This is a genomic window from endosymbiont of Galathealinum brachiosum, from assembly GCA_003349885.1.
Lineage (GTDB): Bacteria > Pseudomonadota > Gammaproteobacteria > SZUA-229 > SZUA-229 > SZUA-229.
This window is the reverse complement of record QFXC01000007.1, coordinates 390505-407222: the sequence shown is the minus strand read 5'-3', so window position 1 is coordinate 407222 and position 16718 is coordinate 390505. Positions and strand designations below refer to the sequence as shown.

Here is a 16718-nt window from a genome sequence, read left to right as displayed (position 1 = left end):
CCCCCTGCATCAAAGCCTTTTTGATGCGTGTTCAGGATCAACCAGCTTATATTCTCCATCACCGTGCTTTCCGTGATACCAGTCAAATTTTAGAAGTTATTACCCCTGACTATGGTCGACTGTCATTAATGAGCAGGGGTAGCAGGGGAGCCAAATCCCGTTTAAAAAGTATACTTCAGCCTTTTAGGCCTTTGATAGTTAGCTGGTCAGGCAAAGGAGAGATGCCGACATTAACCGGTGCAGAGCCTCAGACAGTCAAAACAATAACGTTAACCGGCAAAGCTCTACCGAGTGCTTTTTATGTAAATGAATTAATTATAAAACTTTTGCATAAACACGATGTGCATGAAAGTGTTTATCGTCTTTATGAGTCGGTGATTCGTTTACTGGCGGATAAACATGAAATAGAACCCATACTCCGGTTGTTTGAGAAACAGTTACTGGAGGAATTGGGTTTTGGTTTGAATCTATCGGTCAATGCAGAAACGGGAGAAGCGGTGCTGTCTGATGATGAGTATGCGTATTATCTGGAGCATGGTCCGGTGGCTATCTCGTCGGTGCATGATGAATCTTATATTTTGAAATTATCAGGTAAAAGCCTGATTGATCTGGATGAGAATACACTGGATAACATACAGTCTCTTAAAGATGCCAAACGTTTAATGCGAGTTGTTTTAAATTATTACCTGGAAGGCAAACCGATTAAAAGTCGGGAGTTGTTTCGGTGAGTGGTTAAGATACAGTAGTTAGTAGAAAGTGGATGTTTTACAGTTTAAGATTCTGCTAAAGTTACGCGCTGCTATGGTACATCTTCCTCGGGGACAGGGCGCAAAAAGCGGCGACCTTTCCCCGATGGAGAAATGCCTCAGCAGAGCACGCTCTCACCAGTTTATGAATTTGATAACGTTCGCAACAGAATGGCAGAAGTCACTCCAGCTTTAAGATAAACTAAGCTTTAACCCCGCCTAATAACGATGCACTACTTGTCTGGTTACCTTGTGCATTATAAGTTTCGCTGGCCTGTTCATTACGGCCACTTAGAATGCTGAGAATATCCTGATTAACCTGACTACGTTTGCTTATTAATCGGCCATTAATTTCATTTTGTTGCTGGCACTCTGCAATGTGTTTACGTGTTGTATCCCATTGTTTAATTAGTGCCTGATTATTGCTGTTGCTGATAAAATCATTGAAGTTTTTACCAGGTGAGCTGGCTGCACGTTGCTGATCTAGCAAACCTAATTGCTCAAGAAGAATTTGTTTCTGACTGGAAATTTCATTCAAGCTTTCCAGTTGGTCATGATCCAATGCAAGCTTTTCCTGCTTTAAGCAGTCAAATAACTGTTGGCTGGTTTGCTGAATGTTCTGTAAGAGAGAGAGTAGAGCAGTCATATGTTTTCCGTTTAGCTTTGTACGTTATTCGAGTAGTGATTGTTCCAGATTAATCAGGTTTTCAGCAATCTTCTCTGCATCTAATGGGTAATTGCCATTAGCAATTTCCTGTTTAATAGAGTCAACTTTTGCCTGATCTACTGCAGGGGCATTTTTTAACTGTTGTTGTAAGCCGGAAACCTGTTGCGATTCTCTGGACAAACTAACAGTATCTTCTGTACTGGCACGGGGAGCGTTACTGCTTTCCGTAGCGTTTTTAGCTTGAGCCTTATCAGTATTGTTACTGATAGACCCTGTTGTTGATCTGCCAATTGGATTAATTGGGTTTGTCATAATGCTCTCCGGGTGTAAACACCTGATTTATACTCTCTCGCAGTCTTTATCGGCCAGATATAAAATAACTTTAGGATTATTTTAAGATTAATTTATGCTGACAATACCAGCCGCTTTGATTGTGCCCTCTACAATGCGATTCGAAGAGCTATTTTTGACTCTAATCCGGTCTCCATGGCCTCCTGTAGCCATTGCTGTTCCAGTCATTTTTACTGAATATCCCGTATTTTCGGCAATAATAGTGACTAGTTCGCCTCTTTTAACCAGAGTTGGGGCTTTTACGTAATTTGCTTTAATTATTTTTCTCTGAGGTAAGCGACGTTTTAGTTGTTTACCAATTAAAAACTCTGTATCGGTAAAATATCCATATTTAATAGCACTTAAGTCTTCTTCAGCGGCGATTAGATCATGCTTACTTAAGATATGTCCCTTTGTTAATGGTGTTGCTGTTTGTATTACTTTTCCATACAGTTTGATTTTGGCACCTACATAAACTGTCCAGGGGCTAGTGCTGTTGCAGCGTAAATGTACCGTTGTTTTACCGGCAAATCGGCTACCTGGAGCCAGAGTAGTGGTAAGAGGGAGTGGGCATTGTGATAATTTGAGTCGAGAATCTAACTGGCTCATTTTTATATCAATTCGGGAAAACTGTGATTTTTCTATATTGGCGTCAAGAAATTGTCTGGCACTTTCTGCAATTTTCTGATGACTGTGTAAGCTTTTTGAGGTGCTGGTTTCTGCAAAAATTGAGTTGGGCATCGAGCTGAAACTAATAAAAAACAGGCTAACGATAGCGTATCTTCTCAATTTTGCAGAACAGTTGTTCATGGTGAATTAACCTCATTTAATAATTCGTTTATGTGTTCAAACAATTGTTGACTGTGTTCTTCCATTTCAACAATTTTTTGACAGGCAGCATCTGTTTGCCCTTGTAATGCTAATGCTGCAATTTCTTTGCCAATTTCATGAACACGAGCATGAGGACGCTCCATTTTCTGGAAAGCTTCATTGGTTTTGAAGTTTTGCTCGCCTTTACTGTAATACCAGTTACCTAATCTGCATTGTGTATGGTCTTTCAGTTCATCTTCAGGAACAATGTCTCCACCCATTGCCATAGCAGCCAGGCGAATTTTCCAGGTAACATGATCTGCTTTTACTGTTTGTAGTAAAATTTGATCCTGATTTAATGTCGACAGATGATTAAACTGGCTCAATATAGAGGTATTCAGCTGTTTCGCATGGTGTGAAATATCATCAACCTGTTGATTTTCTAGCTGTACAGCAAGTGTAATTTCATTCAGTTTAGAAGCCATTTCGGCAGAAACAGCCTGTTGTTCGTCTGCGGAAGTGGAAATCGTCTGTACCTGTTCTGTCACGTCATTAACAACAGCGGTAACATCACCTAATGCCATTGCTACTGTTTCCAGACTATCCAGGCTTTTATTAAGGCGATCCTGACTCGATGTCATTGAACTACTCACTTCACCCATGAGTGAGTTCATTGTATTGGTAACTGACTCAATCTCGACAGTCGCATTCTCTGTTTTAGACGCAAGTTGTTTAACTTCGTCTGCCACAACGGCGAATCCACGACCAGCTTCTCCCGCACGAGCAGCTTCAATAGCGGCATTCAATGCGAGCAGGTTAGTCTGGTTAGCGATATCACGAACCGTAGCGGTTAAATTATTGATTTCTTCAGTGAACCCTGCGAACTTCTGTACTTCACCAAACATGGATGACATTGCACCCTCTAACAAATCCATATCACCCATCATAGATGATATGGCCATATTGCCTGATTCAGTTTTGCTGTAGCTTTCAGTTGCTCTTTGAGCTGTAGCGGTTGATGACTGGGATATCTCTGCAGCAGTTGCAGCCATTTCTTCAGTTGCCGTAGCAACACTGGCAATCGCGTCATTAATATTTGTCGCTTCTTTCTGTAATTGAAGGTTTCTGGTTAAAATTTCATAGGTTTCTGAAAGTGAGGAGACACCGGAAGCGGCTGCGTTGGCTATGCTTTGATTATAGTTATTAATCAAAGCAACTATATCTGCAATTGCGGCTGCGGATCCGGGGTTAGTTTTTTGTAGCTGATCAAGTTGCTTGATATCAGCATTTAAAGCGGCTTGAAGAATAGGTAATACAAGCTTGGTCAGAATAAATGGACTTGGCATACGTCTCTCATGATCTATTTATAATAATTGTACAGGTTTGTCGTAATTTACTAGCACTTCACCCTATATAGACTAATATCATAAGTGAACCCAGTTAGATATTTGGTGAATTAGTGTGCCAGATATTTTGAGTATAGTTTAATTATTTAAAACTATGTATTTAATTTATATGAAAAACTTGTATATATTTTTCTGGGTTATATAAAAATGAATGATTTAAAATTCACTGTTGGGAGTCATAAATGGCCGGTGTATTAGATAGTGTTGATAGTCGTACCCAGTTAGCTGGAACTAATCGACTGGAGTTATTGCTGTTCAGGCTGCAAGGTAAACAGCGTTATGGAATTAATGTATTTAAGGTGCAGGAAGTAATTCGCTGCCCCAAGCTTTCGCGAATGCCAAAATCGAATCACAGAATTGTGGGTGTTGCACATTTAAGAAACCGCACCATACCGATAATTGATCTGGGTCTGGCTATAAGTAATGAGCCTATTGTAGATAAAGAAAACAGTTTTGTTATTGTGACTGAATATAATCGCTTCATTCAGGGGTTTATGGTTGCGGGTGTTGATCGTATTACAAATATGGGCTGGAATGAAATTTTGCCACCACCCAAAGGCAGTGGTGCAAGTAGTTATCTTACAGCAGTAACTCATGTCGATAATGAGATGATAGAGATTATCGATGTAGAGCGTGTGTTTGCCGATATTATGGGCGTGAATGAAGAAATTGAAGTTGATGTGCTGGACGGCGCTTCTGAATTTACCGATGAGAAACCTAAACACATACTTGTTGTTGATGACTCATCTGTTGCACGTAACCAGATTAAAAGGGTATTACAAAAAGTAGGCATTGAATGCACCATGGCAAATGATGGTCAGGAAGGTTATGAAGCACTGGAAAAAATGCTTGAAGACGGAGTGCCTTTGAGTGAGAAAATTGCTCTGGTTATTTCAGATATAGAAATGCCGAGGATGGATGGTTATACATTAACAACTAAAATTCGCAAAGACCCTCGTATGCAGGATCTTTATGTTATGTTACACACTTCATTAAGTGGCGTATTTAACAATAGTATGGTTGAGAAAGTAGGAGCCAATCATTTTGTGCCCAAGTTTAAGCCCAATGAACTGGCTCATTCAGTGATTAATGTTGTGAATAATAAAGATCCTTCAGATGGTATGGAAAATATTTCAGATGCTTAGGCATATTGATGTAGAATCTACAACAATCTATCAAATCAATCATTAAACCTCAAAAATGAGGTGGACCTAATTTCATATGACCGCAAGCTTTTCCCCTGATGAATATAAAAATTTTCAGATATTTCTGGAAAAGGCCTGCGGTATTGTATTAGGTGAAAATAAGCATTATCTGGTTTCCAGTCGTCTTAACCGGTTAATGAAAGATAATAATATCCCGACGCTTCAGGAACTGGTTAATACGCTTAATAAGTCGATGAGTTCTGCTTTGCGTACAAAAGTGATTGAAGCCATGACCACAAATGAAACATTGTGGTTTCGTGATACCTACCCATTTCAGGTTTTAAGTCAAACAATATACGAAGAGTATAAAAGTCAGAAAAAAAATTCTATTCGTATCTGGTCGGCAGCTTGTTCCAGTGGGCAGGAGCCATATTCTATCAGTATGATTACTGATGAATATTCAAAGAAAACCCCGGGTTTTAGAGTTGATGTGACTGCGACCGATATATCTCAGGAAATATTAACAGCCGCCAAACTGGCTAAATATGATGCACTTGCATTAGCCAGAGGTTTGTCAGAAGAGCGTAAACGGCAGTATTTCTCACCCGTAGGTGATCAGTGGCAGGTTAATGCGAATATTCGCAGTCGGGTTAATTTTCGCGAAGTCAATTTATTGCAAAGTTATGCTTCACTGGGAAAGTTTGATGCCATATTCTGTCGAAATGTACTTATCTATTTTTCTGCAGAGTCTAAAACAGATATTTTAAATCGTATGGCTGATTCATTAAATCCGAGGGGGTTTTTAATGCTGGGTGCATCTGAGTCTATTGCCCAGTACTGTGATCGATTTGAAATGGTGCGTGCCAGCACCGGTGTTGTTTATCGGCTTAAGGGTTATTGATAAAAAATAGTCATAAGTCATAAAAAAAGGCTCTCCTTTGGGGAGCCTTTTTTTATGCACTATTTATTTGTTTTGTGACCTAGGGCTAACGACGTAAGACGAATGACTATCCTTGCCACATGGCGGCAAGCCTTGCCGCTTCTCTATAAAATCTATTGTCTGTACCCTGCTAACTGATTGAAAAAAAAGGAAAAAATAAACTGGCATTATGTTTGCAATAACACCTGCAAGAGGAAAATTTAATGCCAGTTAATATTGATAAAGTTTTAGGAGTACATGATGACGCACTTTTATTATTTGAGCGTCGCAATCAGTTATTAGCTGAAAATCTGGCGAATGCAGATACACCTGGTTATAAAGCGCGTGATATCGATTTTGATCAAATTTTACAAAGTACACAAAGCCAGAATGGTGCCATGTTAAAAACAACTCATCAGGGACATATCAATACACAGCAGGATAAATTCTCTGGTGATATTCAGTTTCGCGATGTAGAGCAGAGTTCGGCTGACGGTAATACGGTTGATACACAAAAAGAAAAGGCAGCCTTCGCTGAAAATGCTGTGCGTTATCAAACCACGTTAATGTTTCTGACGCGTAAAATTTCAGGGCTGAAAACAGCTTTCAGAGGCGAGTAAATACAGTGTTTAATTTCAGTCTTAATTTAAGTTTTTTTGTAGGAGTAGGTAATGTCAGTATTTAATGTATTTGATGTGGCGGGTTCTGGTATGAGTGCGCAGATGTTGCGTTTGAATGCCGTGTCATCAAACCTTGCCAATGCGGAAACTATTTCCGGTAATGAGGCGGATGTTTATCAGGCACGTCATCCGGTTTTTGAATCGGTATTACAGGAAGCTAAAAACATGAATGGTAATAATGATGTTGCCCTGGTTAAGGTGCGTGAAATTATGCAGGAAGATACAACCGCTGTTCCGCATTTTCGTCCTAATCACCCATTGGCAAATGATGATGGTTTTGTTTACAGCCCGAACATTGATGCGGTTGCTGAGATGGCAGATATGATTTCGGCATCACGTAGTTATCAGAATAATGTTGAAGTATTGAGTACAACAAAAGAATTAATATTAAGAACCCTGCAACTAGGTCAGGGTTAAGAGGATTAGATAATGGAAATTAATACATATGAAAATATTCCAGGGTTACGTACCTATGCTGACCCGAGTGAAGAAGAAAGTAACACAGAGCTGGGTCAGGATGATTTTTTAAAATTAATGACTGAGCAGCTTGCTAATCAGGATCCGTTAGAGCCACAGGATAATAATGAATTTATGAGCCAGATTGCACAGTTTGGTGCAGTTGATGGCATTAATGGTTTACTGGATTCATTTAATGATCTGGCAGCCAATCTTCAGTCATCTCAGGCATTGCAGGCGTCCAATATTATAGGGCGTCAGGTACTGGTTGAGCACGATCAGGGTTACTTGCCTTCAACGGGTACTTTAGATGGAGCTGTTGAGCTGGATTCAAGTTCATCCAATGTTGCGGTTAATGTTTATGACGCAAGCGGTGAATTATTTGGTCGAGTTGAACTGGGACCACAACCTGCAGGACTGGTGCCGTTCAACTGGGATGGCTCCACATTTAGTGGACAGCGAGCACCTACAGGTCGTTATCAAATTGAAGTAGAAGCAACCTTTGGTAATACCACAGAGTCTTTGACTCCTCAGCTTACTGATCAGGTTCAAAGTCTGACGTTAGGTGGTGTGGGTCAGGAAATGTTAGTCGAATTAGAAAATCTTGGAACGGTCAGTTTTAATCAGGTAAATCAAATCCAGTAATTACGATAAAGCGAGGAATACAAGTATGTCATTTAATATTTCACTCAGTGGTTTAAACGCTGCATCATCTGACCTGGATGTAACCAGTAATAATGTAGCCAATGTTTCAACAACCGGCTTTAAAGGTTCACGTGCAGAATTTTCAGATATCTTTGCAGCATCACCTTTAGGTACAACGTCAAATGCGATAGGTGCGGGTGTACAGCTAGCATCTGTATCTCAACAGTTTGGTCAGGGTAATCTTGAATTTACTGAAAATACACTGGATATGGCTGTGAGTGGCGAAGGTTTTTTTGTTATGCGAAATAACCAGACAAGCGCTGATTTATCTTACACACGAGCAGGTGCATTTCAGGTGGATGAAAATGGCCTTGTTGCTAATAGTGCAGGACAAATTTTACAGGTATTTCCAGTTGACCCGATAACGGGAGTGGTAGGCACAACCAGTTTAACAGGAACGATTCCTTTGCAGGTGCCCAATACGGTGGGTAGCCCACAGGCAACAACAGGTGTTGATATTAATTTAAATTTACCTGCAGCGATTTCACCTGCAATTGATCCTGCTGCTGTAGGGGGTATTGATGATGAATTTAATGCGGCAATTCTGGCCGGTACAACCGTTGCGCCAAATACTTCAAATTTTCATAACTCAACCTCTGCAACTGTATTTGATTCCCAGGGTAATTCGCATATTTTAACTATGTATTATGTTATGAGTGATGATCTTAATAATACGTGGGATGTACGTTCAACACTGGATGGTTTTCCTATGACAACAGGCGGAGCTCTGTCTCCAGCAGTGCTGGATTTTGATTCGGCAGGTGCACTGGATTTGACCAACTCTACAACAGCGGGAGCACTGAATTTTGATGCATTTACATTAACAAATGGTGCGGCTCCTATCGATATAACGATAGATTTTGCCAGTCAGGGAAATACAGTTACTCAGGAAGCGCAGGGTGGTTTTTCTGTTCAGTCTTTAAGTCAGGATGGATTTTCAACCGGACGACTAGCAGGTCTTGAAGTTGATGACAGTGGTCTTGTTCGAGCGAGTTTTACAAATGGTCAAACTACTGCTTTAGGTAAAGTTGCATTGGCTCGATTTGATAACCCCCAGGGTTTACGTCAAACAGGTAACACTTCCTGGGTTGAAACCGTTGATTCAGGCCCGGTAATTGGTGGTGAAGCGGGTACAGGTAATCTTGGTTTAATTCAAACCGGTGCGCTGGAAACTTCAAATGTAGATTTGACTGCAGAACTGGTAAATTTAATTACGGCACAACGTAATTTCCAGGCAAATTCAAAAGCAATTGAAACGGCTAATACAATTACTCAAACAATAATTAATATTACATAAAAAGTAATTTATACAGAATTGTGAGCTAAAGCTGACACATGCAATTTTCGTTCTCGCAGGTGTTAACTTTAGATCACAGTGTTATAGAGAAAACCGAGGTTCACAATGGATAAAATGTTATACACCGCAATGAATAGCGCAAGGCAGGCGATGCAGGCACAAACTGCTATATCGCATAACTTGTCTAATGCGAATACAACCGGTTTTAAATCACATTTTAATACGTTTACCAGCTGGCATGTAAGTGGTCCGGGTTATAACACGCGTGTTATGGCACAGCAGAATGCGGATGACATAGATATAAAACCGGGTTCGTTGTCAACGACAGATCGTGAACTGGATGTAGCCATTAATGGTGAAGGGTTTATTGCAGTACAGACACCTAGCGGTGGTGAAGCCTATACCCGAGCAGGTGACTTAAGATTAGATAGTAATGGTTTGTTAACAACCGGTACGGGTTTTGCTGTGTTAGGTAACGGTGGTCCTATTGCACTTCCTCCAGCAGAAAAAATTGAAATTGGTACGGATGGTTCAATTAGTATTTTACCCGTAGGTCAGTCTGCAGAGTCTCTGGTTATTGCAGATAAAATTAAACTGGTAAACCCGGATGTGAAAAGTTTATATAAAGATGCAGATGGTTTGTTGTTGACACGAGGTGGAGGTGAAGAACCTGCTGCGGTAGACGTAAAGCTTGAAAAAGGTGTGTTAGAGCTAAGTAATGTAAATGCTGTGGGTCAGATGATTCAGTTGATTAGTAATGCGCGTCAGTTCGAAACCGGTATTAAATTAATGCAGGAAGCGAAAACACTAGATGAATCATCAGCACAATTATTGCGTAACAGTTAAATAATAATGACAGATAAAAAGAGTAGTTTGGAGAGAATAATATGAACCCCGCATTGTGGATTTCAAAAACAGGTTTAGACGCACAACAAACACGTTTATCTGTTATTTCAAATAACCTGGCTAACGTAAATACAACAGGTTTTAAAAGAGATCAGGCTATTTTTCAGGATCTGATTTATCAGAATAAACGTCAGGCCGGTGGTAATACAACTGAAGATACACGTGCTCCATCTGGTTTATCAATTGGTACCGGTGTTCGTGTAGTTGGCACAGAAAAATTACATACACAGGGAAATATTACACAAACCGGTAAACCTCTGGATATGGCTGTTCAGGGTCGTGGTTTTTTTCAGATACAGCAACAGGATGGTTCATTGTCCTACACCCGTGATGGTACATTTCAGATAGATGCGGATGGACAGGTTGTGACGTCGCAGGGTTTGTTATTACAACCAGCGTTAACCATACCCGCAGATACACAAAGTATTACTATTGGTGCGGATGGAACGGTTACCGTTTTAACAGGAAGTAATACGACTCCAACTCAGATCGGCTCAGTTCAGTTAGCTGATTTTGTTAATCCTGCAGGTTTGCAGCCAGAAGGTGATAACCTTTTTACAGAAACTGCGGCCAGTGGTTCACCCACTAACGGAACACCCGGATTAACGGGGCTGGGTACATTGTTAAGCGGCTCAGTTGAAACATCAAATGTGAATGTTGTAGAAGAGCTTGTAAACATGATTGAAACACAACGAGCTTATGAAATGAATTCGAAGGTTATTTCTACTACAGATCAGATGCTGCAGTATGTGAATAATAACTTGTAAGACTAATAACGGTGAATAGAATGAAAAACTTACAGTTAATAAAATACTCATTACTGGCTATAGCAATGCAGTCTGTTTCAGGTTGCAATGTAAAACCTCAGGAGCTTGCGGATTTTGAACCCATCGTAAGACCAATCGCACCTAAACCAATGAATTATAATAGTGGTTCTTTATTCCAGGAGCGCAGTATTTCTCTGTATGAAGATCCAAAACCATATCGTATTGGTGACATACTGACAATTATCCTGAATGAAAAAACCAGTGCGAGTAAAAAAGCTGGCACCAGTACAAAGAAAGAAGATGAAATTACAACTGCGAACCCAACATTGTTTGGTGTGCAACCGACTTTCAAGGGTAATAATGTTCTGGAGTTTTCTGTTGCACCCGAGCGTGAATTTTCTGGTGAAGCGGATAGTTCTCAAAGTAATAGTTTGACTGGTGAAATTACGGTAACTGTTGTTGATATTCTGCCGAATGGAAATCTGGTTGTGCAGGGTGAGAAATGGTTTACCTTAAATCAGGGTAAAGAATATATTCGTATTGCAGGTGTTGTTAGGCCATTGGATGTATTAGCTGATAATACCTTGCCATCTTCCAAGTTGGCTGATGCGCAAATTGCTTATAGCGGTGAAGGATTCCTGGCAGATGCGAATACTCAGGGCTGGTTTGGTCAGTTTATGAATGGTAAATGGTGGCCTTTTTAGTTGTTCATGATTTGCAGTGGTCAGGGATGACTTTTTTTAGAAAAAATAAATATTTAAGGTTTAATGTAAGAAAAACCATTTTGTTGTAATTTTACCAGTTCAGCTACACCTCCATCCTCCAGGTAATTTACCCCGCCAAATAATTGTTCTTTTTTTATGCGTTTGTTTTTTAAAGCAAAGGAGCATACGTTGACACTCGCTTTTTGTTTGAGAATTTCATCAAGTTGAAAACGAGATGAAAATACAGTTGAAAATCTGGCTACTGCTGGCCCATTTGCTACGATAGAAATTACAGCGTCTTTACCTAACATCTTGCGTAAATTTTTTACATTATTAACCAGCATGGTCATTTTTAAAGGGTTATTAATATGTAGAACAACTTTATCGGTTTGTTGTGAGTAAGCAGTGTTAATTGTAAGCAGGGAGAATATAAAAAACAAAATCAGGTTTTTGAGTTTAGGGTCTAAAGTTTTCATTTTTTCAGATCTACTGAATGGGGGTTATTAAATAATAGCTGTATTTGTTTTAATCTGCTGAGGGATTCCTAAATTGCTAGATTTAGCAGTGATTTAGTGATCTTGGCCTTACTTTTGCAGTGATACAGGTAGAGAACTCATTTATCTGGAGAGAGCCAATGCTTTGGCACCGTGTTTTATCAGTTATTTCGTTATCATTGCTAATATCTATTAATGCGCATGCAGAGCGTATTAAAGACATTGCCTCTATTGCAGGGGTCAGAGATAACCATCTGGTGGGTTATGGGCTGGTTGTTGGTCTTGATGGTACGGGTGATCAGACGTCACAAACTCCGTTTACCACGCAAAGTTTTAAAAGCATGTTGCAGCAATACGGCATTGTTTTGCCGCAAGGTGTAACGCCTCAGCTGAAAAATGTTGCCGCAGTAGCATTACATGCAAATTTGCCCCCCTTTAGTAAACCAGGGCAAAAAGTTGATATTACGGTTTCATCTCTGGGTAACTCAAAAAGTTTACGGGGTGGTAGTTTGTTAATGGCCCCTATGAAAGGCGCAGATGGAAAAATATATGCGGTTGCTCAGGGTAATTTAATCGTGGGTGGTTTTGGTGTTAATGGAAGTGATGGCTCTAAAGTCACCGTTAATATTCCAAGTGTTGGTCGTATTCCGGGTGGCGCTACCATTGAGCGTGAAGTACCCAATCCATTTGCGAATATGGAAAAAATTGTACTGAATTTAAATCAGGGTGATTTCACAACTGCAAATCGTGTTGTGCAGGCTATCAATAATACTTTGGGGCCGGATAGTGCTCAGGCATTAGATGCGGTTTCTATTCAGGTATTAACCCCACCGACTACAACTCAGAAAGTTGAGTTTGTTTCTTTTTTAGAAAATCTTCAGGTTAATCCTGACAGTGCGCCTGCTCGAATTATTATAAATGCACGTACCGGTACGATAGTTATTACTGATGATGTACGAATAAAACTTGCCGCGGTCGCGCACGGTAATTTAATTGTGAGCGTGACAGCTGATCCGATCGTTAGTCAGCCGGGTGGTGCATTTAATGATGGTACAACCGCGGTAGTTGGTCGTGATCGAATCGATGTCGATAATCAAAATTTACGTATGTTTTTATTTCGTCCCGGGGTTAGTTTAAGAGAGTTAGTGGACGCGGTAAACCGGGTTGGTGCTGCACCGGGTGACCTGGTTGCTATGTTAGAAGCATTAAGGCAGTCGGGTTCATTAACTGCTGAATTAATAGTGATATAAACCGGTTAGTTAAATGGTTTCTGATACAGCTATCTATACGGATTTTTCAGCTTTAACAGAGCTTAAAAAAGATGCGCGTGAGAAAAGTCCGGAGGCAATTAAAGAAGTTGCTAAACAGTTTGAATCTTTATTTGTGCAAATGATGTTAAAAAGCATGCGTGAAACCGTGCCTGAAAATGAATTATTTGGTAGTAAAAGTGAAAAAACCTATCAGGACATGTATGACAAGCAATTGAGTATGCAAATTTCAAATGGCAAAGGTATAGGTTTAGCGGATGTTATTGAAAGGCAGTTAGGTGGAAAACCAGATAGTGAATTAAACAAGAAGCGCATTGAAGATTATTTATCTGATTCGCGTCCTGTTGATAGGCCTTTTGAAAGTAATGTAACACTGCATAAGTTACGTAAAGATTCCGTGGGTAATACTTCAGGTGCGCAAGATGTAAAAAATATAGCGCCTGATGAGGCACCGACAACGGCCTGGCAATCCGTAAAAGAATTTATTAACGATATATGGCCCCATGCACAGCGTGCAGCTAAAAAGCTGGGTATTGATGCAGATGTATTAGTTGCTCAGTCAGCACTGGAAACAGGCTGGGGAAAACACACACCAAAACATGCGGATGGTTCAAACAGTTTTAATCTGTTTGGAATTAAAGCAGATAATCGCTGGCAGGGTGACAAGGTGGAAATTATGACACGTGAAGTTCGCCACGGTGTTATGCAACAGGAAAAAGCGGAGTTTCGCTCTTATGATTCTGTTTCACAATCGTTTGAAGATTACGCCAGTTTTATTATGGAAAATCCACGATATCAGAAAGCACTAGAGCATGGGTATGACTCATCTGCATATGCGCGTGAATTACAAAAAGCCGGTTATGCAACTGATCCGGAATATGCCAATAAAATAAACCGGGTGCGTGGAAATGAAGTGTTACAGGCCGAATTAAAGAAAATAGAAAATGTGCCGTTAACCTGACTGTATCTCAATGCATTGGCTATCCAGGATGGGGCTTTGCTTGAGATTACAGTCAGGAAGACGGTTGATATCAACACTGTAGAATAGGAAGTGAGGCGTTATGCCTGATTTACTCAATATATCTGTTAGTGGTTTAAGCGCCTATCAGGGTGCGCTGGCCACTACCTCTCATAACATTGCGAATGTCGGTAATGAAGATTACACACGTCAGCGTGCTGAACTTGATGCGCGAACTCCACTACGTGAAGGGCCGGCATTTTTTGGGCAGGGTGTTGATTTAAGTTCGATTAACCGGATTATTGATCAGTTCAATAGCCTGAGTATACGAAATAGCACATCGAATGTTGCACGACTGGATACGTTTGAATCCTATGCGGTACGTGTTGAAAGCATTGTTGCCGATGAAGACGCCAGTTTGATGCCGGCACTGGATAATTTTTTTAATGCCTTGAATGACCTTGCAAATGACCCTTCTGCAACGGCACCACGTGTTGCTTTACTGGGCTCAGCTGAAATTTTACAACAAAGTTTTACCTCTATAGGTGATGAGCTTCAGGCTCTGGAGTCTGAAATTAATCTGAGTATTCGTGCTGAGATTAGTGAAATAAATTCAATTGCTACCGAGCTTGGAAGCCTTAATGAAAGCCTGAGTAGTGTGAGTGCCGTGGGAGATCGCCCTAGTGACTTACTTGATCAACGTGACGCTTTATTAAAAAGGTTATCTGAAAAAATATCCGTTACGGTTGTAGAGCAGGCTGATGGAAATTTAAATGTACTCGTGGGTACAGGTCAATTACTGGTTTCCGGATCAACGGTTTCTACATTGGTCGCACAACAGGATGCAGCGCAACCTGACAGAATCTCTGTTGGTATTCAAAGTAGTGGCGGCACGGTTGATGTAACTGACACATTAGTGGGTGGTGATCTGGGTGGCCTGCTGGATGTAAGAGACAACTTTTTAAATGAGACTCAAAACCAGATGGGACTCCTGGCTATTTCAGTGGCGGAGTCTATGAATGCCCAGCATACACAGGGTTATGATTTAAATGGAGATTTTGGTACTAATCAGTTTAGTACAGTGAGTACGGGGCATTTGCAGGCACAGTTTGGAGGTGATTATCTGGGTAATGGTTTAGCTGTCGGAGAGACCATCAGTTTTGATTTACAGTTTGATGGACGGACTGTGAACACGGCTTATACGGTTCAGGTAGGTGATACAAATCAGGATATCGCGAATGGACTACTGTTTGGCGCAACCGGAATAGATAATGATGCCAATGTAACAGATAATGGCGATGGTACTTATACTTTAGCGGGTACCACTGCCGGAATAAGTATGACGTTTGAACTGTATGGTTCAAATATAAAATTTGAAACGGCAGGCGGCCCCAGTCCGTTGGGAAATAATTTAGTTATTTCAAATTTAACGGATGGAGCAACGGATAATACGAGGCTGACATTGTCAGCATTAGGTTCAAGTAGTACAAGTATATCGGCAGGTGTTGTTACAACAGGTAACCCGGCCACGTTTGTTGGCCCGAGCACGATTGCATTACCTAATCAGAATAACGTGGGAACCGGGGTAATGAATTTTTCCATTACCGATGTATCTTCATTAACGGCTTCAGATTATGAAGTGAGTTTTGATGGTGTTAATTATAATGTTCTCAGGCTCAGTGATAATGTAACGGTAGCTTCCGGTGCTGGTCCATTTTCAGTTGACGGACTTGAAATTGCGGCGGGTGGTGTAGCGGTTGCAGGTGACTCGTTTTACATTCGCCCTACTGATTCAGGTGCAGTGAGCTTTCAGTCGTTAATATCCGACCCGGCACAAATAGCGGCGGCAGGCCCGGTACGTGCAACCACCAGTATAAATAATATTGGTTCAGTTGAGGTAACGTCACCGACGATTACCGATATTTTAGATGGTGATTTAACACGTACAGTTGATGTGTTTTTTGACCCGACAAATCCATCCGGTACATTTGATGTTGTTGATCGTGCAAGCGGCACAGTATTACAGAATGACGTGGTTTATTTTAATGGTATTAATGTAAATCAAAATGGCTGGCAGATTCAGTTAACCGGTGACCCTAGAGCAGGTGATACCTTTACAGTGCAAAATAATGCTGGCGCTGTAGCGGATAATCGAAATGCTTTATTACTGGCTTCATTGCAAACAACAGGTGTGCTCAATGGTGGTAACACGACATTTGAGCAGTCGTATACAGGACTGGTATCCAGTGTGGGTGTGGTGACACAACAGGTTAAAATTAATCTGGAAGTGGAAGAAAGTTTATTAGATGGTGCAATTGAAAGACGTGAAAGTGTTTCCGGTGTCAATTTAGACGAAGAAGCAGCAAACTTAATTCGTTATCAACAGGCATATCAGGCTTTATCTCGTGTGGTACAGGTATCACAGGAAATATTTGATTCATTACTTAACGCGGTGTAATT

The 16718-nt window shown here is 40.6% G+C and carries 18 protein-coding genes; 13 read left to right on the top strand and 5 right to left on the bottom strand.

Annotated features, from left to right (window positions below; translation table 11 throughout):
• The first annotated feature begins 23 nt into the window (after positions 1-23).
• Positions 24-728, top strand: coding sequence for a DNA repair protein RecO (gene recO / locus DIZ80_04440; GenBank protein ID RDH84722.1), 705 nt, complete (start codon positions 24-26; stop codon positions 726-728).
• Between the two features lie 220 nt (positions 729-948).
• On the opposite strand, the gene DIZ80_04435 is transcribed toward recO, so the two are convergent.
• From DIZ80_04435 to DIZ80_04420, 4 genes are all read right to left on the bottom strand, one after another.
• Positions 949-1392 carry a hypothetical protein gene (locus DIZ80_04435; protein ID RDH84721.1) on the bottom strand — a complete coding sequence of 148 codons (444 nt, stop codon included), beginning with the start codon at positions 1390-1392 and terminating at the stop codon, positions 949-951.
• A gap of 24 nt (positions 1393-1416) precedes the next feature.
• The gene (gene flgM / locus DIZ80_04430; GenBank protein ID RDH84720.1) at positions 1417-1725 is read right to left on the bottom strand and encodes a flagellar biosynthesis anti-sigma factor FlgM; all 309 of its coding nucleotides are present in this window, start codon (positions 1723-1725) and stop codon (positions 1417-1419) included.
• An 87-nt stretch (positions 1726-1812) separates the two neighbouring features.
• Positions 1813-2553, bottom strand: a complete 741-nt coding sequence (locus tag DIZ80_04425) for a flagella basal body P-ring formation protein FlgA (protein ID RDH84719.1) — start codon at positions 2551-2553, stop codon at positions 1813-1815.
• Positions 2550-3899: a hypothetical protein gene (locus tag DIZ80_04420; protein ID RDH84718.1), complete on the bottom strand. Its 1350-nt coding sequence runs from the start codon at positions 3897-3899 to the stop codon at positions 2550-2552. Before DIZ80_04420 ends, DIZ80_04425 begins: the two co-directional genes overlap by 4 nt.
• Positions 3900-4141: 242 nt before the next feature.
• Between DIZ80_04420 and DIZ80_04415 the strand changes: the two genes are divergently transcribed.
• From DIZ80_04415 to DIZ80_04375, 9 genes are all read left to right on the top strand, one after another.
• Entirely contained in the window at positions 4142-5104 is a 963-nt protein-coding gene (locus DIZ80_04415; protein ID RDH84717.1) for a chemotaxis protein CheW, read from the top strand.
• Positions 5105-5180: 76 nt separating this feature from the next.
• Positions 5181-6005: a chemotaxis protein gene (locus DIZ80_04410; protein RDH84716.1), complete on the top strand. Its 825-nt coding sequence runs from the start codon at positions 5181-5183 to the stop codon at positions 6003-6005.
• A 242-nt stretch (positions 6006-6247) separates the two neighbouring features.
• Positions 6248-6643, top strand: a complete 396-nt coding sequence (gene flgB / locus DIZ80_04405; GenBank protein ID RDH84715.1) for a flagellar basal body rod protein FlgB — start codon at positions 6248-6250, stop codon at positions 6641-6643.
• Positions 6644-6694: 51 nt separating this feature from the next.
• On the top strand, positions 6695-7120 hold the full coding sequence (flgC, locus tag DIZ80_04400; GenBank protein RDH84714.1) for a flagellar basal body rod protein FlgC: 426 nt from the start codon (positions 6695-6697) through the stop codon (positions 7118-7120).
• A 12-nt stretch (positions 7121-7132) separates the two neighbouring features.
• On the top strand, positions 7133-7804 hold the full coding sequence (locus DIZ80_04395; GenBank protein ID RDH84713.1) for a hypothetical protein: 672 nt from the start codon (positions 7133-7135) through the stop codon (positions 7802-7804).
• A gap of 25 nt (positions 7805-7829) precedes the next feature.
• Positions 7830-9161, top strand: coding sequence for a flagellar hook protein FlgE (locus tag DIZ80_04390; protein RDH84712.1), 1332 nt, complete (start codon positions 7830-7832; stop codon positions 9159-9161).
• Positions 9162-9266: 105 nt separating this feature from the next.
• A complete protein-coding gene (gene flgF / locus DIZ80_04385; GenBank protein RDH84711.1) occupies positions 9267-10007 on the top strand; it encodes a flagellar basal-body rod protein FlgF in 741 nt (246 codons plus the stop codon).
• Positions 10008-10048: 41 nt separating this feature from the next.
• Positions 10049-10834 carry a flagellar basal-body rod protein FlgG gene (gene flgG / locus DIZ80_04380; GenBank protein ID RDH84710.1) on the top strand — a complete coding sequence of 262 codons (786 nt, stop codon included), beginning with the start codon at positions 10049-10051 and terminating at the stop codon, positions 10832-10834.
• A gap of 20 nt (positions 10835-10854) precedes the next feature.
• On the top strand, positions 10855-11538 hold the full coding sequence (locus DIZ80_04375; protein ID RDH84709.1) for a flagellar basal body L-ring protein FlgH: 684 nt from the start codon (positions 10855-10857) through the stop codon (positions 11536-11538).
• A 53-nt stretch (positions 11539-11591) separates the two neighbouring features.
• On the opposite strand, the gene DIZ80_04370 is transcribed toward DIZ80_04375, so the two are convergent.
• Positions 11592-12014 carry a hypothetical protein gene (locus DIZ80_04370; GenBank protein RDH84708.1) on the bottom strand — a complete coding sequence of 141 codons (423 nt, stop codon included), beginning with the start codon at positions 12012-12014 and terminating at the stop codon, positions 11592-11594.
• A gap of 158 nt (positions 12015-12172) precedes the next feature.
• Here DIZ80_04370 and DIZ80_04365 point away from each other — a divergent pair, with 158 nt between their 5' ends.
• From DIZ80_04365 to flgK, 3 genes are all read left to right on the top strand, one after another.
• Positions 12173-13282 (top strand): flagellar biosynthesis protein FlgI, encoded by a 1110-nt coding sequence (locus DIZ80_04365; protein RDH84707.1) that lies wholly within the window; start codon positions 12173-12175, stop codon positions 13280-13282.
• A gap of 13 nt (positions 13283-13295) precedes the next feature.
• A complete protein-coding gene (locus tag DIZ80_04360) occupies positions 13296-14261 on the top strand; it encodes a flagellar assembly peptidoglycan hydrolase FlgJ (protein RDH84706.1) in 966 nt (321 codons plus the stop codon).
• A 100-nt stretch (positions 14262-14361) separates the two neighbouring features.
• Positions 14362-16716: a flagellar hook-associated protein FlgK gene (gene flgK, locus DIZ80_04355; GenBank protein ID RDH84705.1), complete on the top strand. Its 2355-nt coding sequence runs from the start codon at positions 14362-14364 to the stop codon at positions 16714-16716.
• Positions 16717-16718 lie beyond the last annotated feature (2 nt).

Excerpts from the sequence above, each read along its gene's own strand:
- flgC (RDH84714.1), top strand. The coding sequence starts at position 6,695 with ATGTCAGTATTTAATGTATTTGATGTGGCGGGTTCTGGTATGAGTGCG.
- recO (RDH84722.1), top strand. The coding sequence starts at position 24 with ATGCGTGTTCAGGATCAACCAGCTTATATTCTCCATCACCGTGCTTTC.
- DIZ80_04360 (RDH84706.1), top strand. The coding sequence starts at position 13,296 with ATGGTTTCTGATACAGCTATCTATACGGATTTTTCAGCTTTAACAGAG.
- flgM (RDH84720.1), bottom strand. The coding sequence starts at position 1,725 with ATGACAAACCCAATTAATCCAATTGGCAGATCAACAACAGGGTCTATC.
- flgF (RDH84711.1), top strand. The coding sequence starts at position 9,267 with ATGGATAAAATGTTATACACCGCAATGAATAGCGCAAGGCAGGCGATG.
- flgG (RDH84710.1), top strand. The coding sequence starts at position 10,049 with ATGAACCCCGCATTGTGGATTTCAAAAACAGGTTTAGACGCACAACAA.
- DIZ80_04370 (RDH84708.1), bottom strand. The coding sequence starts at position 12,014 with ATGAAAACTTTAGACCCTAAACTCAAAAACCTGATTTTGTTTTTTATA.
- DIZ80_04410 (RDH84716.1), top strand. The coding sequence starts at position 5,181 with ATGACCGCAAGCTTTTCCCCTGATGAATATAAAAATTTTCAGATATTT.
- DIZ80_04395 (RDH84713.1), top strand. The coding sequence starts at position 7,133 with ATGGAAATTAATACATATGAAAATATTCCAGGGTTACGTACCTATGCT.
- DIZ80_04365 (RDH84707.1), top strand. The coding sequence starts at position 12,173 with ATGCTTTGGCACCGTGTTTTATCAGTTATTTCGTTATCATTGCTAATA.
- flgK (RDH84705.1), top strand. The coding sequence starts at position 14,362 with ATGCCTGATTTACTCAATATATCTGTTAGTGGTTTAAGCGCCTATCAG.
- flgB (RDH84715.1), top strand. The coding sequence starts at position 6,248 with ATGCCAGTTAATATTGATAAAGTTTTAGGAGTACATGATGACGCACTT.
- DIZ80_04435 (RDH84721.1), bottom strand. The coding sequence starts at position 1,392 with ATGACTGCTCTACTCTCTCTCTTACAGAACATTCAGCAAACCAGCCAA.
- DIZ80_04425 (RDH84719.1), bottom strand. The coding sequence starts at position 2,553 with ATGAACAACTGTTCTGCAAAATTGAGAAGATACGCTATCGTTAGCCTG.
- DIZ80_04415 (RDH84717.1), top strand. The coding sequence starts at position 4,142 with ATGGCCGGTGTATTAGATAGTGTTGATAGTCGTACCCAGTTAGCTGGA.
- DIZ80_04420 (RDH84718.1), bottom strand. The coding sequence starts at position 3,899 with ATGCCAAGTCCATTTATTCTGACCAAGCTTGTATTACCTATTCTTCAA.
- DIZ80_04375 (RDH84709.1), top strand. The coding sequence starts at position 10,855 with ATGAAAAACTTACAGTTAATAAAATACTCATTACTGGCTATAGCAATG.
- DIZ80_04390 (RDH84712.1), top strand. The coding sequence starts at position 7,830 with ATGTCATTTAATATTTCACTCAGTGGTTTAAACGCTGCATCATCTGAC.